Here is a 17532-nt window from a genome sequence, read left to right on the forward strand (position 1 = left end):
TCTCGTTGCCACCACAAACCCCGAAATCCCCGATTCCCCGTACGCCACAACGGCCCCCACCCGCAGCAATCCCCGGCCGCGCCCACCGCGCGAGGCCCCCGGCCCCTTACGGCCGCCCCGCGACCGCCGGGCCGAAGCGTCCCCGCACCGGCCTCCCGGCCGTCACCCGCGGTGCCCCCACTGCCAGCCCGTACTCCGCGAGCGTGCAGACGCCGGTTCATCCGTGATCCTCGCCCAGGTTGTGGCCGGCCCATCGGGTCACCTGGCGCCGACCCCGGAGACGGACCACGACCACATCGTGGCCTCGCCGCTCCAACAGTGTCCGCACCCTCGCTCCAGGACCGCCGAACGTCCGCCACGCCCAGCGAATCACGTGATCACGATCGGTGAACACGGTTCGGAGTGGCGGCTCGATGTTGCCGTTCCACAGCGGCTCGCGCTGAACGCGCCGGGCGACGGTACGCCCGATGACCTGGCGCATCACCAGATGGCGGGGATGGTCCAGCCACAGCACGCAGTCCGCGCGGCTGTGCAGGACGTCGCCGAGTCTCGTGGTGAACTGCCACTCGGTGACCCAGCGCGGCTGCGCGGCGAACGCCTCGACCTCGGCGACGAACGTCTGGCGCGGCTGCCAGTCCGGCCCGTGAGGCAGGGCGTCGAGTTCGACCCGGGGCAACTGCCAGCTCCGGGCGACGAGAGCGGCCAGCGTCGTCTTCCCCGAGCCGGACACTCCGGCGACCAGTACGCGCCGGGGGCGGCCGGGCAGAGTGTCGTCCCAGTTCAACAGCGGCACGGTGACAGCCTGGTCGGCGGGATCGTGGCAGTGCGTGCTGTCGGGCCGGTCATGCCGGGCCGGCCAGGGTGGTGTGCAGGCGTTTCGACTCCTGGACCAGGCGGGAGGTGCCGGGGAGAGCGGCCACCTCGGCCAAGCCGGGGATCTCGGTGCTCCTGGCGTGTGGGCCCAGAGCGACCGCCACCTGGGTGGCCAGTTCCAGCAGATCGGGGACGGCCCGCAGCCTGGTCGCCAGCAGCGGTGGCAGGACTGTGGTCAACAGTTCCCAGACCGCTGTGGAGGCTCCGGCCCGGTGGGCGTCGGCCAGCGCTGGAGTCACCCGGGACAGTTTCACCGTGCTGTCGGCGCACAGGTCGGCCAGGGCCGCACCGACCGCCGCCGCGAACGGTTCGGGTGTGGCGGCCAGCGTCAGGAACGCGTCGACGGCGGCCACCCGGTCCTGTTCGTGTTTGGCGCCCAGGCCGTAGGCCAGTCCGTACGCCAGAGCGGGACCGACCGGGCCGGTGCACTCGGCCAGCAGCGGCAGCAGCGCGCCGTGCTCCTTCCGGCCCTGGTCGGCCAGGGAACCCAGGTCGCCCAGCGCCCACGCCGCCGCCACCTCGCGATGGTGTGGCAGCACCATGGTCAGCACACTGTGCACACCCATGAAGTCGTCCGGTGACCACTCCGGATGTCTTTTCGGCTGATGAGTGAGCAGCTGCCGTTCCAGGCGGAGGCCGCCGTCCCGGGCCGGGGTGAGCCGCGCGCCCATCCGGCGGGGGACCGGTGCGTCCCAGGTGAACGCGCCCGACTCGTTCTTCTCGCCGAGCTGCTCGAACGGCTCGCTGACCGGATCGGGCAGGCCGCCGGAGTCGAGCCACTGCGCGAACTGCCGCCCGGCCGGTGAGGTGAGCTGCCCGGCCGCGACCGGGATCCCGGCCGGGACGCCGGTGCGGGGCAGCCGCAGCAGAGCCTGTTCCAGGTCGAACTGCCACGGCTGCCAGCCCTCGGCCTCGGCCCGGGTCAGCCGCTCCAGCAGCACCGCCGGGTTGATGCTCCCGTTCGTGTGGGTCGGGGTGGCGACCAGCATCGGCATCATCGAACCGTTGATGTGCACGGCGATCTCGGCGGCCCGCAACGCCAGCACCCCGGTCGGCGACGCGGACAGTTTCGAGCTGCCGCCGCCCCGGCGTCCCTCCTGCCAGGCGATCCGCACCGAACTGTAGAGCTGCTGGTGACCGGTGTCGTGCCGGGGCGGGTCGGTGGACATCCGGATGGCGGTGCCGAGGCCGTGGAAGGGCGACCCGGAGTTCCACCGGTTCGTGTCGAACCAGCCGGAGTGCCGGTCGAGGATCGGGGCCAGCGCGCCGGCCAGCTCCGCCCGGCGGCCACCGGCGTGCAGGGTGACCACGGCGGCCAGCACCCGCTCCCACCGGACGCCGGTCTGGTCGTGCAACAGGATCACCAGTTCCTCGGCCAGCTCGGCGGCGGTGGTGATCGGCGGTGGCATCAGAGGCGTCTCGACCGGGACCAGCACCACCGGCGCCACCGGGGCCGAGCCGGCGGCCACCGTGGTGCCGAAGATCTCGGCGGCCCGCGCGGTCAGGTCACCGGCCAGCATCGACGACTCACCGGCGATCCGGGCGGCGCTGCCCGGATCGAGACCGGGCAACTGCTTGGCGATCAGGGTCAGCGCCCGCTCCTGAATGTCCAGTGCGGGATGGCCGAACGCCGCGGCGATCGTCTCGTAGATCGCGCCGGCCTGGCCGGGTTCCCGGCGAGCCAGCCTCTCCAACCACGCGATCTGCGCTTTGACCAGCGTCTTCTCCTTGCGCACCAGCATCGGGACGCTGGCGTCGAGCAGGGTTTCCGGGTCGAGACGGCCGCTGTCGTCGAGCGTCCGCAGTGCGGTCTGGGCGAGCGCGGCGATCGGGCCGGGCGCCTCGGCCAGCAGCTGGTGATAGTCCGGCGAGTACTCCGCGATCTCGTCCACCGTGGGTGCCAGCGTCTCGTGCAGGACCACGAACGGGCGCAGCGCGTTGGGTCTGTCGCCCCGGGCCAGCCGGTCGACGGTGGCGGCCAGGACCGTCTTACGCTCCAGCCGGCCCTCGGCGACCAGGGCGGCGACCGCGCCGGGGAAACGGGTCACCGACCCCGGGTTGTCCGAGCCGTCACTCCAGGCCGCGTTGAAGATGTCGGCGCCCAGTCCGTCGATCTCGAAGACCGAGGGCAGGAGCAGATCGAGGTACGGATCGTCCCGCAGCCGCATCGTCAGCGGCGGCACCCGTTTCCCGCGGGGGCGGATCAGCCCCGCCAGCCAGCCTTTCACCACGCTCTCGGTGACCGGCGGCTCGACTCCGCCGGCCCGCATGAACGCGGCGGTGAAATCGAACTCGCTGCTGTCCCACACGTCCCGGGTGGACAGCCGCTGGGCCAGCCGGTGCCCCAGATCGCCGAGCCAGTCCACCTCGCGGGCGGCGGCGACGTCCAGCATGTATCCGACCGGCATCCACCGCCACTGGTCCCGCAGGTTACGGCGGGTCAGCAGGGCTGCCGCCTTCTGCGCGGTCGGTGCGGTGCCGAGGACGGCGATGGCGAACGCCCCGGCCGGGTTGATCTGGTCCCGCCACCAGGCCGACGGGTCCGCACCCTTGATCCCGGCCTCGACCGCCTTGAACACCGCCAGGCGCTCGGCTTCGGTGGCCCCGGTCAGCAGCCGGACGATCCCGGCGCCGTGATCCTTGCCGGCCAGTCCCTCCAGGGTCTCCCAGGTGAGGCTCATGCCGTCACCTCCGCGTCCTCCAGGTCGGCGGCGGCGCCGGCCTGGACCAGGCGCACCGCCAGGGCGTGTTTGCACGGGCCACGATCGCCGCGGTGCTTTGCCCACCACGGGCAGGTGCAGGACGTCGCGTCGCGCACGTGGTAGATCTCGTCGCCGCTGCGCACCACCGACACCTCGGGCCCGGCGGTCACCGTGCCGGCCGCGGCCAGCGCCCGGGCACCGGCCAGGCGGGGGTTCATCTTCTCCACGACGTCCGCGGAGTACGGCAGGGTGCGGTGGAAGTAGCCCGCCTCGGCCACGTCGTAACCGACCCGCCCGGCCGTCCCGAGCTGGGTGAGCGCGTCGCGGACCCGGGCCGCCCCGAGGCCCGCGGCGGTGGCCAGCGCGTCCACGTCGATCGTCGGATCCCACGAGAGCAGGGCGCTGACCAGGTCAGCGTCGTCGGCCGCCTCGTCACTGATCAGCGAGTCGAGGACCGCGCCCTCACCGGAGAAGCCACGGGACGGCTCCGGCGACAACGTCAGCGACAGCCGCAGCGACGGCGTGCTCAACTCCCACGTGCTGGCGACCGGGCCACTCCCGGCGGCGACGGCCGGGCCGTAGACGGTGAGCTTCCCCCCGTACCGCAAGAAGGGTTTGAGGGCTGTCAGTCGCCCGGCGCCCGGGAGGCAGACCGCGCCCGGCACCGGCCGGGAGGTGAAGCGCAGCGAACGACCGGCCGGAACCGCCCAGAGAACCGACTTGTCACCGACCGGCAGCCGGTTGAGCAGCACCCGGGCCTCGGCCACGCCGACCTCGGCGCGCGCGTCGAACCGGGCGGTGAGGACCTGCGCCTCGGCGAACCCGCGCAGCCAGCGGGACGGCAGCGGCACCTTGCGCTCGACCAGTTCACCGTCGAACGTGGTGACGGTCAGGTCGTCGGGGCCGACCGCGACGTGCATCGGATCGGTGCGCCCGACCCGGGTCAGGGCCCGCTGCAACGGCAGGTTGACGTCCACGTTGGTGGTGCCGTGCGCGACGATGTCGCCGTCCAGGCCGCCGGGCAGCACGTCCATCCGCGCGTAGACCCCGCAGCAGCCGGAGAACGACTCGAACCGCAGCCGGTCCGAACCGGCCGTGACGACCGGGTCGAGGCTGGTCGGCGGCAGCGGCCGGAAGTAGCGGGTGCGGGCCACCTCGGCCACGGCCAGCAGACCGGTGGCGGCGGCGCCGGGATCGGTCAGGAAGCCGGTGAAGAAACGGGGGTGTGCCGCCGGGCCACCGGAAGTCTGCAGGGTGAGGCCGTCGTCGAGGGCCGACGAGCCGAGGTACGAGTACGCCGCGGAAACCATGCCCGGAACCGTAGGGAAGGGGTACGACATTTTCGAGGGACGGACGGCCGTTTCCGGGTAGAGAAGGAGTCCGAGGGCACACGGTTCACCGGAGTGAGAAGAAGGACACCGGGGACGTACCGGCGTTATCGGGGGACTAACCTCGCCAGCAGGACACGACCGACCGGCCGGTTCGCGGGTGCCGGGCACCGGATCGTGCCACGATTTGAGCGTCGTCCAGGTCCGGAGTGGGAGTTATGAGCCAACACGTTTCCGACAGTGCCGAGTGGCAGGCTCTTCAGGGTCTCGCCGAGAAGTTCTCCACGGTGCACCTGCGCGACCTGTTCGACAGCGACCCGCAGCGTGGTGAGCGTTACGCCACCGATCTCGCCGGGCTCTACGTCGACTACAGCAAGAACCTGGTCACCGACGAGGTGCTGACCGCCCTGACCGCGCTCGCGCAGCGGGCGAAGCTCAGCGAGAAGATCACCGCGATGTTCTCCGGTGAGCACATCAACATCACCGAGGACCGTGCCGTCCTGCACACCGCGCTGCGCCTGCCGCGCGACGCCGCGCTCGTCGTCGACGGGCAGGACGTGGTCGCCGACGTGCACGAGGTCCTCGACAAGATGGGTGCGTTCGCCGACAAGGTCCGCTCGGGGGAGTGGAAGGGCCACACCGGCGAACACATCAAGACGATCGTGAACATCGGCATCGGCGGCTCCGACCTGGGCCCGGTGATGGCGTACGAGGCGCTGAAGGATTTCACCCAGCGCGACATCGAGGCCCGTTTCGTCTCGAACATCGACCCCACCGACCTGTTCGAGAAGACGCACGACCTCGACCCGGCCACCACTCTGTTCATCGTGGTGTCCAAGACGTTCACCACGCAGGAGACGCTGACCAATGCCCAGGAGGCCCGTTCCTGGCTGCTGGAGGGCCTCGGCGGTGACGCGGCCGCGGTCGCCAAGCACTTCGTCGCGGTCAGCACCAACGCGTCGAAGGTCGCCGACTTCGGCATCGACACGGCCAACATGTTCGGCTTCTGGGACTGGGTGGGCGGCCGCTACTCGCTGCCGTCCGCGGTCGGCCTCTCCGTCATGATCGCTATCGGCAAGGACCGCTTCGCCGAGATGCTCGCCGGTTACCACGCCGTCGACGAGCACTTCCGCAGCACGCCGATCGAGCGCAACATCCCGGCCCTGCTCGGCCTGATCAACGTCTGGTACGACACGTTCCTCGGCGCCCAGTCGCACGCCGTCCTGCCCTACGCGCAGTACCTGCACCGCTTCGCCGCCTACCTCCAGCAGCTCACCATGGAGAGCAACGGCAAGTCGACGCGGCTGAGCGGCGAGCCGGTCAGTTACCAGACCGGCGAGGTGTTCTGGGGCGAGCCCGGCACCAACGGCCAGCACGCGTTCTACCAGCTGGTCCACCAGGGCACCAAGCTGATCCCGGCGGACTTCATCGGCTTCAGCAAGCCGAACCACGACATCGGCGAGATGCACGACCTGCTGATGTCGAACTTCCTGGCCCAGACCGGCGCGCTCGCCTTCGGCCGCACCCTGGAGCAGGTCAAGGCCGAGGGCACCGACCCGAAGGTCGCTCCGCACCGGGTCATGCAGGGCAACCACCCGACCACCACGATCCTGGCCGAGAGCCTCACGCCGGGCACGTTCGGGCAGCTGGTGGCGCTCTACGAGCACATCACGTTCACCCAGGGCGTGATCTGGGAGATCAACTCGTTCGACCAGTGGGGTGTGGAACTGGGCAAGGTGATGGCCAACCAGCTGGCGCCGAAACTGACGTCGCGCGAGACCCCCGCCGACGACGCCGACTCGTCGACGAACTCGCTGATCAAGCGGTACCGGGCGCAGCGCGGCCGCTGACTTCTGTCGGACCGCTTCTCTAGGCTCAGGGCCGTGGACACCGACACGGCCCTGAGCCTTCGAATGACCAGCCTGCTGCTCGGCGACCGCTCGCAGCCCGACGTGGCGAGTGTCGTCGAGTGGTTCGGCGCGATGCAGGCGCAGGATCTGCAGAGCGTGCTGTGGTCGCTCGGCGCACGGCTGCCCGGCGCGACCCAATCCGAGGTGGTGGCCGCCACCGAGCGGAACGATGTGGTGCGGACCTGGCCGATGCGCGGCACCGTTCACCTGATCCCGTCCGCCGACGCGCACTGGATGCTGGAGCTGACCGGTGTGCGGGCACTGGCCGGTGCGGCGAAACGCCGCGAGTTCCTCGGCCTCAGCGAGAAGGACGCGGACCGGGCGGCCGACATCCTCGGCGAGGCCCTCACCGGCGGCGGCCGCCTGACACGATCGGAGTGCGTGGCCGCGATCAACGCGGGCGGCGTCCCGGTCACCGGCCAACTCGGCTACCACCTGTTGTGGTACGCCAGCCAGCGCGCCGTGACCGCCATCGCCCCCAACCGTGGCACCGAGCAGACGTTCGTCCTGCTCGACGAGTGGGCCACGAAACGCAACACCCCGTCCCGCGACGAGGCCCTGGCGATCCTGGCCCACCGCTATTTCCGCTCCCACGGCCCGACCACGGTCAAGGACTTCGCCGGCTGGACCGGCCTGACCATGGGCGACTCCCGCAAGGCGGTGGCCGCTGCCGGCCTGGAGAAAGTCGGCGACGACGTCTGGGTCGACCCGGAGGTTCTCGACGCGGCTCCGGTGACCGGTTGGCGAGCGTTGCCGGGTTTCGACGAGTACATGCTGGGCTACAAGGACCGTTCCATGATGGCCACCCCCGAACAGGTCGCCAAGATCATCCCCGGCGGCAACGGCGTCTTCCAGTCCACCCTGGTCCGCGACGGAAGGGTGATGGCCACCTGGAAGCGCACCATCGGCAAGAAGGCGGTGACCGTGTCCGTGTTGCCGCTCGCCGACTTCGATCTGAACGAGGCGGTCCCGGCGCTGGAGCCTTTCGCGGCTTACCTAGGGCTGCCGTTAATGGTTAAGAAGCCTTGATATTTAAGATGTGAACGCCAACATGTGAGGCATGCGAGTTCGACATGTGTTGATGCCGCTTGCCGCTGGGGCGCTGGTGGCGAGTGGGGCTGTGCCGGCGTTCCAGTCCAGCAGGGCGGCGGCCGTCGCCTGCTCCCGACGATCTGGGCCGAAGGTGTCACCTGCACCGCGGGTCACCAGGTCACCTGTCAGTCCACTCTCTATCAGGCGCTGGTCACCCACACCGCCCGGGCCGGAACCGGCTGGAATCCGGCGGCGACCCCGACACCGTGGACCTCGCTGGCGCCTGCACCGGCGGAAATCCGTCCCCCTCCGGTTCGCCGTCGTCCTCGCCCTCCACCTCGCCGTCGCCGTCACCGTCCAACCCGACCGGCTGCGGCGTGAAGGGACGTCCGGCGGCAAAGTGTTGCAGGGCTGCTGGGAGAACTGGGAAGGCCGTTATTCGGGTGTCGCTCGCGTGGGCATGCGGACGGTGAACGTGCTGCCCATTCCCGGTGTGCTGGCGGCGGTGATGTCGCCGCCGTGGGCCTGGACCAGCTTGCGGGCGATCGACAGGCCCAGGCCGCTGCCGCCCGTGGCCGGGGTGCGTGCCTTGTCGGCCCGCCAGAAGCGGTCGAAGACGTGCGGCAGATCCGTCGCGGCGATGCCCTCGCCGGTGTCGGCGACGTCGACGACCAGGTCGTCGGCCTCGGTGCGGGCCCGGATGTCGACCCGGCCGCCGGCCGGCGTGTGCCGGATGGCGTTGGCCAGCAGGTTGCCCACGATCTGCCGGAACCGGGCCGGGTCGACGGCGGCCTCCGGGTCGGCGGTGACATCGAGGCCCAGGCTGACCTCCCAGCGTTCGGCGGCGCCCCGGTGGGCTTCGCTGACCTGCACGAGCAGGTCGGCGATGAAGTAGCTGTCCCGGTTCAGGGCAAGGGTGCCGGCATCGGCGTCGGCGAGGTCGGCGAGGTCGTCGATGATGTGCTGGAGCAGGCCGGACTCCTCCAGCAGCAGACCCACCAGGTCCTGGTCCAGTTCGGCGAGGCCGTCCTGACCGGCGGTCAGCCAGTTGCGGATGTTGGTGAGTGGGCTGCGCAGCTCGTGGGCGATGTCGTTGACCATGGTGCGGCGCTGCTCCTCGCTGCGCTCGCTGCGTGCGGCCAGGTCGTTGAAGGCGCCGGCGAGCCGGCCGATCTCGTCGTTGCGGGTGATCGCCACGGGGGCCGGGCGATGGACGGCCCGGTCCGCGGCGGTGGTCAGGGCACGCAGCGGTCGGACCAGCCGCATCCCCACGACGAGGGTCGCGGTGACAGCGGCGAGAAGTACGAACGCTGTGGCCCCGGCAATGCGCAGGGTGCTCGCGGACGACAGTTCGAATACCGGTGTCGGGGGCCGGGCGGGACTGCTCAGGTAGAGGCGGGCCGACGGTGCGACGTACGGGCGGAGCTGGTCCCGCCGGGCCCGGTCGACGCAGTCCTGGATGTCCTGGCTGCTGCCGCCGATATTGTCGGGGCGGTACTGCCAGGTGAAGTCCACGCTGTACACGTCCACCTGCGGCAGATGCCGGTCGGTCAGGCACCGCCCGAGTCCGTGTGAAAGTTCCTTGAGCGCGGCCAGCTCGGTCTGGGTGGGGGCGTCCTCGCGGAAGGAGCAGTTCTGCCGCTGCCGTGGGTTCCGCTCCGCCAGTCGCACCACCGAGCGCCCGCTGGGCCGCTCGGCGACCGTCGCCTCGATGCCCTGTTCGTGCAGGCAGTTCAGGCGTTTCTCGGCCTGGGCCCGCTGCGCGGACCGGTCCCGCTCGGTCAGCTGGTACGGGCCGACCGCGCGCGGGTCGATGACGCCGGTCGTGGCGCCGAGCGGGTCCAGTACCGCGGAGGGCCGGCCCGGTAGCTTGCCGCCCGGGTGGGTCGCGGCGATCGGCTGGCCGTCCGCGGTGGTGAGGGTGATCTGCCGGCCGGTCTCGTCGCCGAGGTGCTGGACGGTCAACTCGACGCCGTTCCAGCTGTCGTGCGCGGCGGCGAAACCGAGCAGGGTGTCGTAGATCCGGGAGTCGCCGGCCAGCGACTGGCCGCGTTCCGCCTGCACCGCGCGGGTCGCGGTCTTGGCCGCCAGCCAGGCGGCGGTCGCGACCGACAGGATGACGATCAGCACGGAGGTGCCCAGCAGCCGGACGACCAGGCTGCGGTGCGGTGCGACGGGGCGGCTCATCCGGCCGAGCCGTCGGCGAGCTTGTAGCCGAAGCCGTGCACCGTCAGCAGGTACGCCGGGCTGCGCGGATCGGGTTGCAGCTTGCGGCGCGGGTTCACCACGTGCATGTCGACGCCCCGGTCGGTGGCGGTGCGGTCCAGGCCGCCGAGCCGTTCGGCCAGCTCCCGGCGGGTGTGCGCCCGTCCCGGCTCGGCGACCAGCTCCCGGGGGTCGTACGGCTTGGTCAGGTAGCCGTCGGCGCCGAGTTCCAAGCCGAGCACCCGGTCGTCGGCGCTGGACCGCGCGGCGAGCATCAGGATCGGCAGGTCGTAGTCGACCCGCAGGACCCGGCACACGTCCCGGCCGTCGATCTCGGTCATCAGCACGTCGAGCACGAGCAGGTCGGGCACCCGCCGGCGAATGGCAGTGATCGCGGCCGGCCGTCACCGACCACCACCGGATCCCAGCCGGCCGCCTGCAGGTAGCGGCGGACGATCTCGGCCTGCCGGGGGTCGTCTTCTGCGATCAGAATTCTGGCGAGCACGGCCCGACTGTAAACCGACCGATCACCGCAGCTGCGAAATCTGACAGTCCCTCGACAAATCCCTGACGGTGCGACGACGAGCCTTCGGCACCGTGATCGGCATGCAGTCAGCGGAGGTGGACGAATTGGGCGGCTGGTGGGGTCGCCTGGTTGCCCTCGGCCGGCGCGGCCGTCAAGCGGAGCCGGGCGCTCTGCCGCGACGATGACCGCCCGGTCGTCGTGCTCTATGGGACGACGCTGCTGTTCCGCCGGCTCGACCACCCCGGCCTGACCGGCCGGCGGCGCGCTGCTCGTCTGCGTGATCGCCGGGGTCCATCCCTGGATGCGTGCCGCCCGCCTGACCCCCACCGAAGCCCTCGCCTCCACCTGACGAAAGGTCACCACACCATGTCCAAGAAGCTCATGGTCGCGCTCACGCTGGCCCTTGGCGTCCTCGCCGGCTGCTCCGGGCCCGCGGAGGACTCGGCGCCGGAGGTGGTGTCGCTGTTGTCGCCCTCTGGCAGTGCACCCGATGCAGCCACCTCGAAAGCCGCGGCGCCGGCCGCCCCGGTGATCCGGCCCGACACCTCCTTCGAGGAGGTGCACCGGATGCAGCAGCCGTGGATGCGCTGCCTCAAGGAACACGGAGTTCCGATGGAGACCACCACGGAGGGGCTACTGGAGATCAGTGGCGAGGGAAACAGCAAAGAGACCAACGGCCGGCTGATCGCGTCGCGACCGGAGAACGAGAAGGCCTGCGGGAAGCTGAGGCCGGTCTTCGCCCCCGAACTGGACGAGGAGAAGAACCCGTACTACGACGATGACGACGACAACTTCCACAAGTGCCGCGTCGAGCACGGTGAGCCCCTGGTCAGGACGAACGGCCAATGGCGGCCCGGCCCCGGCTGGAACGACTGGGCTCCGGACGAGGCCATGCAACTCGCCTGCCAGGCCCAGGCCTTCGACGGCAAGAAGGGCTAGTGCTGTGAGTCGTCGACGCAGAGCACGACGGCTCGTTCGGGCGGGTTCAGGTAGAGGCCGACGACGTCACGGACCTTGTCGATGAACTGCGGGTCCTTGGGCAGTCGCCAGGTGTTCTGACGGTGTGGTTGCAGGCCAAATGCCCGCCAGATCCGCGACGCCGCGGTCTGCGACAGACCGGTATGGGAAGCCATTGAACGGGTCGACCAGTGGGTGGCGTCCTTCGGTGTCGTCTCCAGGGTCGTGGTGAACACGCGTTCCACGTCGGTGTCCGCGATCGTGCGGGGCCGGCCGGGGCGGCGAACCGGTCCCGCCATTTGTGGATCATGTTGCGGGAGCCCCGAGCCGGTCGGCGACCTGCAGGTTGGTGTCGTCCGGGGCGTCGGCACACGCTAGGACGATCCGGGAGCGGGCGGCGAGGGCTTGGGCGGACGACGGTCGACGCGACCAGGTCAGCAGTTACTTACGCTCGTCGGCGGTGAGCACGATCGGAACGGCTACCGGAGAAGGCATCCGTCACACGTACCCACCGACATCGACTTAAAGACTTAGGACACCCGGCAGAGGAGACATGGAAGTTCATTCATTTCGCGGTGCGGACCCGGAGGATGGCTATCGCGGCGATCGCGGTCAGGACGGTGGCGACTGCCCAGACGCCGCGGTAGCCGCCGGTTAGGGCGACGACCTGGCCGGCCAGGACCGGGCCGAGGGCCTGGCCGAGGTTGGAGCCGAGGCCGGCGATGCCGAGGTCCCGGCCGGCTGCCGCCTTGTCCGGCAGCACGTCGATGAACAGGGCCTGGTCGACTGGCAGGTAGATGCCGAACGCGATGCCAGCCACGATGCTCTGCAGGAACAACGCGGGCAGGGCCGCCCAGAACAGCGGGATGAGCATCGACAGTGCCATCAGCACCGAGGCGGCGACGACGAGCGGCTTACGGCGGCCGATCCGGTCGGAGATGCGGCCGGCCAGCAGCAGCGCAACGATGGTGCCCGGCAGCGAGGCGGCGGTGAGCAGCGGAGCTGTCCGGGTGGCGTCGGCGAGGCTCATCGCGGGTGTGATGTAGCTCTGCAGCATGTACAGGCCCAGGGCGGTCGAGGCGGCGTAGCCGAAGGTCAGCAGGATCCGTGACAGCCAGACCCAGCGAAAGTCGTTGTCACGCAGCGGGACGAGGAAGCCCGAGAAGAACGGTCCCCAGCGGTGCGCCGACACATTCGCGTGGAGGTTGGCCATGAACACTGCACCGTCGCGTAAGCGAGGCCCGTACCAGAGCTCCCGGGAGCGCCGCGAGCAGATCGCCATGGCAGTCGTCGAGCTGGTCGACGAGGTCGGCTACGACGGCGTCACCACCGCGCTGGTGGCCGCCCGCTCCGGCTCGACCGAGCCGACCGTGCTCTACCACTTCTCGATGGAGCTCAAGGTTCTCTCCGGTCCCCGTCGACGACACCTTTGCCGCGCTTCCGGCCGCTCAGCGCGAAAGCCGCAAGATCGTCAACGGCATCCGAACTTAGCTGTACGCCTTTGTGGCTCGTGTGTCCAGGCAGGGCCTGGTCATTCTCACGGTCACGATGCTCGGCCTGGGCTACGATCTTCTGTCGGCCGTGTTCAGCGTGGTCGTGATGCTTCCGGCTCTGTGGTCGTACTTCGGTCTGATGGGCCCGGAGAGCTGGGTGTTCCACATCGTGCTGCTGCCATGGTTCGCGGCGCTCAGTGCGGCGCTGCGATTCCGGCTGTTGGATCGGCTGCTAGGCCTCGACGACGCGGAGCCAGATCATCAGCTCAGTGTTCGCGGTGCCGGCGCAGCCCCGCCGCCTGTCCACCGTCGATGAGCACGTCGGTGCCGGTGATGTAGAACGATTCCGGGCCGGTGAGGAACGCGACCACGGCGGCGATCTCCGCCGAGGTGCCGGTCCGGCCGATGCCGCCGGCCTGCACCCACGGAGGTTTGGTCGGCGATGTCGGTGACTTCGCCGCAGGCGCCGTAGCCTTCGGCGCGCAGCGCGGTGACCACAGTCCTCGATCTCCGTTCCAACTTCGGGCAGTAGCGTGCCGAGCCCCTCACAGGTGGTCATGCAGATGATGCGGGGACGGTCGGCTTCGGCGATAACCGGGCGGCGGCCGGCCAGGTCGTACAGATCGGGGATGTCGATATCAACGACGATGAGGTCGACGTGGCCGTCCGCAATCCGCGCCATCGCCTTGGCGCCGGTCGCCACCGCGGTGACCACGTAACTGGTAGCCGACAACTGATCGGTCAACGAGTCGCGCAGCTGATCCTGTGGGACGACCACGAGCAGGTGGCCGCAGGCCACCGCTTGCCGAGACACCATCAGACCTCCTTGCCGGAACACTCCCACCATGCCAGCGGGCGACCGGCCCTGCATCGACCCGCTGCGGTATCCCGCTCCACTGCGGCGCCACCCAGCGCTCGACGGGCACAGTGAACCGGAACCCCGGCGGCGGCCTGCGCTCGGCAGGACCGCCGCCGCAACCGTGGTCAGCTACCGACGTCGAACGTGACGGTCAGGTCGGCGGCCGACGATCCACCGACGAAGACGTCGATGGTGGTCTCGTCCTGCACAAAGCCACGGGTCACAGCACTCCAGTAACGCAGTTGCTCCTGGCCGAGGGTGAACTCGACCGGAATGCTCTGCCCGGCCGCGACCGTGACCCGCCGGAACGCCTTGAGCTCGCGAATCGGGCGCGTCGAGGTGCCGTACCGTTGGTGGGTGTAGAGCTGGACGACCTCGTCGGCGGTGCGTTCGCTGGTGTTGGTCACCGTGACCGTGACGGTGAGGTGCTGCCCGACGGCGATGCGGTCGTGGCTGACGGCGAGGTCGCTGTAGGCGAACTGTGCGTAGGACAGCCCGTGACCGAACCGGTAGAGCGGGGTACTGGCGTCGTCGGTGTACCGCTGGTGTTGTTCCTCGGGCTGGAAGGTGCGGTGATGGGAGTAGATCATCGGGACCTGCCCGACGTGACGGGGCCAGGTGAACGGCAGCCGCCCGGCCGGTGAGACGTCGCCGAACAGCACGCTCGCGACGGCGTCCCCGCCGCGGGTTCCGGGGTACCAGGCCTGCACGATGGCGGGCACGTTGCCGTCGGCCCACCGTAGGTCGAGCGGGCGCCCGGACATCACCACGAGGATCACCGGGGTGCCGGTGGCGTGGATGCGCTGGAGCTGTTCGAGCTGACGGCCGGGCAGGTCGAGGGTGGAGACGGAGGCCTTCTCGCCGATCTGGTTCTGCCGCTGCCCGACGACCACTATGGCGATGTCGGCGCCGGCGGCCAGCTCGACCGCCTGGTCGATGGCGGTGTCGTGGTCGTAGTCGGCCGGTGTCGTCTCGACGGTCGGGTCCATCCGGTCGAACGGGGACGGGTGGATGCGTTCGGTGATGCCGGCGCCGGGCGCGTACACGATCGTGGTGCCGTCCTCGGCGCGGGCCCGCAGGCCGTCGAGGATGGTGACGGTCTCGGCGGTGTCGTGGTCGAACACCCAGGGGCCTAGGGTGTCGCGCTGACCGGTCGCGAGCTGCCCGATGACGGCTACGGTTCCGCTGCTGCCGGCTGCCAGCGGCAGCCGCTCGCCGTCGTTCTTGAGCAGGACGATGGATCGCTCGGCTGCCTCCCGGGCCAGCTCGCGAGCGCTTTCGGCGGTCAGCACCGTGGCGGCCGCCTCCTGGTCGACGTACGGGTTCTCGAACAGGCCGAGCCGGAACTTGGCGGTGAGCACCCGGCGTACGGCCTGGTCGACCTCCTTCTCGGTGAGCTGCCCGACGGCGACAGCATCCGGAATGCGCTGGTAGGCGGGGTCGAACATGGCCATCTCCATGTCCAAGCCCGCGGCGAGCGCTCGTGCGGCGGCGTCGGTGAGGTCCCTGGCGAAGTGCTGGGTGTGCAGGGACCGGACGGCGTTGGCGTCGGAGACGGTGAATCCGTCGAAGCCGAGCTCGTCGCGGAGCACGTCGGTGAGAAGCCAGGTGTTACCGGAGGCGGGCACCCCGTTGAGGTCCATGTAGGCGCTCATCACGTTCGCGGCGCCGGCCTCGATCGCGGCCCGGAACGGCGGCAGGTAGACGTTCCACAACTCGGCGTCGGAGATCTCGGCGTCGTCGTAGTCACGGCCGCCGCGGGAGGCGCCGTACCCGGCGAAGTGTTTGGGTCCGGCCAGCACGTTGTGCTCGGTGAGGTCGCCTTGGAAGCCGCGGACCTGGGCGGCGGCGATGGCCGACGTCAGGACGGGGTCCTCGCCGGCGCCTTCGACGATGCGGCCCCAGCGGGGGTCCTGGGTGACGTCGATCATCGGGGCGAACGTCCAGTTGATGCCGACCGCGCGAGCTTCGCGGGCGGCGACCGCCTGGGCCTTCTCGGCAACCTCCGGGGACCAGGTCGCGGCCATCGCGATGGGGACGGGGAAGATGGTGCGCAGGCCGTGGATGACGTCGTAGCCAACCAGCAGCGGGATGCCGTGCGGGCTCTGCTCGGCGGCGATCTTCTGCAACTGGTTGATGGTGGCGGGGTCCTTGGCGAACAGCACCGCGCCGGTGCCGCCGCTGCGGATGGCGGCCTGCACCATGAGTGGCTGCCGCAGGAAGGCACGGTGCTCCTCAGGGAGCGACTCGATGTCGAAGTCGGCGGGGATGTTCATCGCCACGCCCAGATAGAAGTACTGGGTCAGCTGCCCCGCCTTCTCCGCGAGGGTGAGCCGGGCGAGCAGGTCGTCGACACGGGCCTCGATGGAGAGGTTCGGGTCGCGGTAGGGCAGAGTCACGGGTTCTTCTCTCGTTGCGGAACGGCAATCACAACAGGCCGGATCGGGCGGTCGCGCCCAGCCAGCCAAGACTCGGCTTGGGGGTACGGGCGAACGTCTGCCGGTCGACGGCGACGAGCCCGAACGTCGGCCCCCAGTGGCCCCACTCGTAGTTGTCCAGCAACGACCAGTGCAGGTATCCGCGTACGTCGACGCCGTCGTTCATCGCTGCCGCGAGCCCGCGCAGCGCTTCCCGGGTGTAATCGATGCGGCGGCTGTCGTCGCCGGTGGCGATGCCGTTCTCGGTGACCAGGACCGGCAGCCCGGTGACGGCGGCGGCGTGGCGCACGGCGATACCGAGCGCGTCGGGCCGGTACGCGGCGCCGGTCAGCGTGTTGTCCGGGTGATCGGGGTGCGCGACGACACCGTCCTGGCCGACCTGCTGCGAGGAGTAGGACTGCACGCCGATGAAGTCGTCGCCGGCAGCGGCTTCGAGGTAGACGTCCTCCTGCTGGTAGCGGATCTCGGCGAGCTTGTGCTCGGCACCCGGCGCCGCGGTGAGCGCCCCGTTCGCGATCGACCAGCCGACCTTCGCTCCGGTGCGAGCACGGACGATGTCACGTACCGCGTGGTGGGCCTTGATGAACGGCTGCGCGTATTCGACGGTGGGCGACGGCAGATTCGCGGCGATCCGGTCGCGTTCGGCGTCGCCGTCGACAGTGGGGCTCTGCCACTGCTGCCACTGCCCGGCACGCATGGCCTCCTGCACCATCACCATCATGGCCATCATGTTGGGTTCGTTGATGGTGACCACCCAGTCGACGCCGTCGAGGATCTCGGTCACCTTCGTGACGTAGGCGGCGAACCGGTCGGCGGCGTTCGGCGCCCGCCAGCCGCCCTCCTCGGCGAACCAGCGCGGGCTGGAGAAGTGGTGCAGGGTCACCACGGGGGTTATCCCGAGTTCAAGCGCGGTGCCGATCATGCGTCGGTAGTGTGCGAGTTCGGCGTGGGAGAACTGGCCGGGACGGGGCTCGATGCGGGCCCACTCGACGCCGAACCGGTAGGCGTTGAGCCCGGCGTCGGCGAGCAGGCGCATGTCCTCGCCGTACCGGTGATAGCTGTCGGTCGCGTCGCCGGACGGTTCCATGCCGGGCACGAGGGTCTCACGGGCCCACCAGTCGCTGTTGAGGTTGTTGCCCTCGGTCTGGTGGGGCGCGGTGGCGGCGCCCCAGAGGAAGGTCGCGGGGAAGTCCATGGTCGGTGGCTCCT

Annotated in this window: 14 protein-coding genes and 1 pseudogene; 4 read left to right on the plus strand and 11 right to left on the minus strand. The window is 70.2% G+C overall.

What is annotated here, in order from left to right; all coding sequences use genetic code 11:
- Positions 1-217 precede the first annotated feature (217 nt).
- The 3 genes from BLU81_RS02005 to BLU81_RS02015 are packed head-to-tail and all read right to left on the minus strand — an operon-like array spanning position 218 to position 4885.
- A complete protein-coding gene (locus BLU81_RS02005; protein ID WP_092541061.1) occupies positions 218-793 on the minus strand; it encodes a P-loop NTPase family protein in 576 nt (191 codons plus the stop codon).
- A gap of 49 nt (positions 794-842) precedes the next feature.
- Positions 843-3554: a DUF7824 domain-containing protein gene (locus tag BLU81_RS02010; protein ID WP_092541063.1), complete on the minus strand. Its 2712-nt coding sequence runs from the start codon at positions 3552-3554 to the stop codon at positions 843-845.
- Positions 3551-4885 (minus strand): SWIM zinc finger family protein, encoded by a 1335-nt coding sequence (locus BLU81_RS02015; protein ID WP_092541065.1) that lies wholly within the window; start codon positions 4883-4885, stop codon positions 3551-3553. Before BLU81_RS02015 ends, BLU81_RS02010 begins: the two co-directional genes overlap by 4 nt.
- 236 nt (positions 4886-5121) lie before the next feature.
- On the opposite strand from BLU81_RS02015, the gene pgi reads away from it, so the two are divergent.
- Genes pgi through BLU81_RS51765 form a run of 3 tightly spaced genes read left to right on the plus strand, consistent with a single transcriptional unit; the run spans position 5122 to position 8226 of the window.
- Positions 5122-6753 (plus strand): glucose-6-phosphate isomerase, encoded by a 1632-nt coding sequence (gene pgi / locus BLU81_RS02020; RefSeq protein ID WP_092541067.1) that lies wholly within the window; start codon positions 5122-5124, stop codon positions 6751-6753.
- Between the two features lie 33 nt (positions 6754-6786).
- Entirely contained in the window at positions 6787-7842 is a 1056-nt protein-coding gene (locus tag BLU81_RS02025; RefSeq protein WP_373873333.1) for a winged helix DNA-binding domain-containing protein, read from the plus strand.
- Positions 7843-7866: 24 nt separating this feature from the next.
- Positions 7867-8226, plus strand: a complete 360-nt coding sequence (locus BLU81_RS51765; protein WP_331717476.1) for a carbohydrate-binding protein — start codon at positions 7867-7869, stop codon at positions 8224-8226.
- Positions 8227-8280: 54 nt separating this feature from the next.
- On the opposite strand, the gene BLU81_RS51370 is transcribed toward BLU81_RS51765, so the two are convergent.
- The 3 genes from BLU81_RS51370 to BLU81_RS51770 are packed head-to-tail and all read right to left on the minus strand — an operon-like array spanning position 8281 to position 10555.
- Positions 8281-10032, minus strand: coding sequence for a sensor histidine kinase (locus BLU81_RS51370; protein ID WP_092541071.1), 1752 nt, complete (start codon positions 10030-10032; stop codon positions 8281-8283).
- Positions 10029-10421 carry a response regulator transcription factor gene (locus BLU81_RS02035; RefSeq protein ID WP_307833813.1) on the minus strand — a complete coding sequence of 131 codons (393 nt, stop codon included), beginning with the start codon at positions 10419-10421 and terminating at the stop codon, positions 10029-10031. The genes BLU81_RS51370 and BLU81_RS02035 overlap by 4 nt, the downstream gene beginning before the upstream one ends.
- A complete protein-coding gene (locus tag BLU81_RS51770) occupies positions 10391-10555 on the minus strand; it encodes a hypothetical protein (RefSeq protein WP_307833814.1) in 165 nt (54 codons plus the stop codon). Before BLU81_RS51770 ends, BLU81_RS02035 begins: the two co-directional genes overlap by 31 nt.
- Positions 10556-10942: 387 nt before the next feature.
- On the opposite strand from BLU81_RS51770, the gene BLU81_RS02040 reads away from it, so the two are divergent.
- Positions 10943-11515, plus strand: coding sequence for a hypothetical protein (locus BLU81_RS02040; RefSeq protein WP_092541074.1), 573 nt, complete (start codon positions 10943-10945; stop codon positions 11513-11515).
- An 8-nt stretch (positions 11516-11523) separates the two neighbouring features.
- Here the strand turns inward: BLU81_RS02040 and BLU81_RS02045 are convergent.
- From BLU81_RS02045 to BLU81_RS02075, 5 genes and pseudogenes are all read right to left on the minus strand, one after another.
- Positions 11524-11974, minus strand: a pseudogene (locus BLU81_RS02045) (IS630 family transposase); the annotation flags it as partial.
- A gap of 124 nt (positions 11975-12098) precedes the next feature.
- Positions 12099-12746 (minus strand): MFS transporter, encoded by a 648-nt coding sequence (locus tag BLU81_RS02050; protein ID WP_157751091.1) that lies wholly within the window; start codon positions 12744-12746, stop codon positions 12099-12101.
- A 546-nt stretch (positions 12747-13292) separates the two neighbouring features.
- On the minus strand, positions 13293-13526 hold the full coding sequence (locus tag BLU81_RS49075) for an SDR family oxidoreductase (protein ID WP_092541082.1): 234 nt from the start codon (positions 13524-13526) through the stop codon (positions 13293-13295).
- Between the two features lie 484 nt (positions 13527-14010).
- Positions 14011-16284, minus strand: coding sequence for a glycoside hydrolase family 3 N-terminal domain-containing protein (locus BLU81_RS02070; protein ID WP_092541086.1), 2274 nt, complete (start codon positions 16282-16284; stop codon positions 14011-14013).
- Positions 16285-16312: 28 nt separating this feature from the next.
- Positions 16313-17518: a glycoside hydrolase family 1 protein gene (locus BLU81_RS02075; protein ID WP_092541088.1), complete on the minus strand. Its 1206-nt coding sequence runs from the start codon at positions 17516-17518 to the stop codon at positions 16313-16315.
- Positions 17519-17532 lie beyond the last annotated feature (14 nt).

This window comes from Actinoplanes derwentensis (genome assembly GCF_900104725.1).
Lineage (GTDB): Bacteria > Actinomycetota > Actinomycetes > Mycobacteriales > Micromonosporaceae > Actinoplanes > Actinoplanes derwentensis.

Excerpts from the sequence above, each read along its gene's own strand:
- BLU81_RS02050 (WP_157751091.1), bottom strand. The coding sequence starts at position 12,746 with ATGGCCAACCTCCACGCGAATGTGTCGGCGCACCGCTGGGGACCGTTC.
- BLU81_RS02015 (WP_092541065.1), bottom strand. The coding sequence starts at position 4,885 with ATGGTTTCCGCGGCGTACTCGTACCTCGGCTCGTCGGCCCTCGACGAC.
- BLU81_RS02040 (WP_092541074.1), top strand. The coding sequence starts at position 10,943 with ATGTCCAAGAAGCTCATGGTCGCGCTCACGCTGGCCCTTGGCGTCCTC.
- pgi (WP_092541067.1), top strand. The coding sequence starts at position 5,122 with ATGAGCCAACACGTTTCCGACAGTGCCGAGTGGCAGGCTCTTCAGGGT.
- BLU81_RS02010 (WP_092541063.1), bottom strand. The coding sequence starts at position 3,554 with ATGAGCCTCACCTGGGAGACCCTGGAGGGACTGGCCGGCAAGGATCAC.
- BLU81_RS51370 (WP_092541071.1), bottom strand. The coding sequence starts at position 10,032 with ATGAGCCGCCCCGTCGCACCGCACCGCAGCCTGGTCGTCCGGCTGCTG.
- BLU81_RS02075 (WP_092541088.1), bottom strand. The coding sequence starts at position 17,518 with ATGGACTTCCCCGCGACCTTCCTCTGGGGCGCCGCCACCGCGCCCCAC.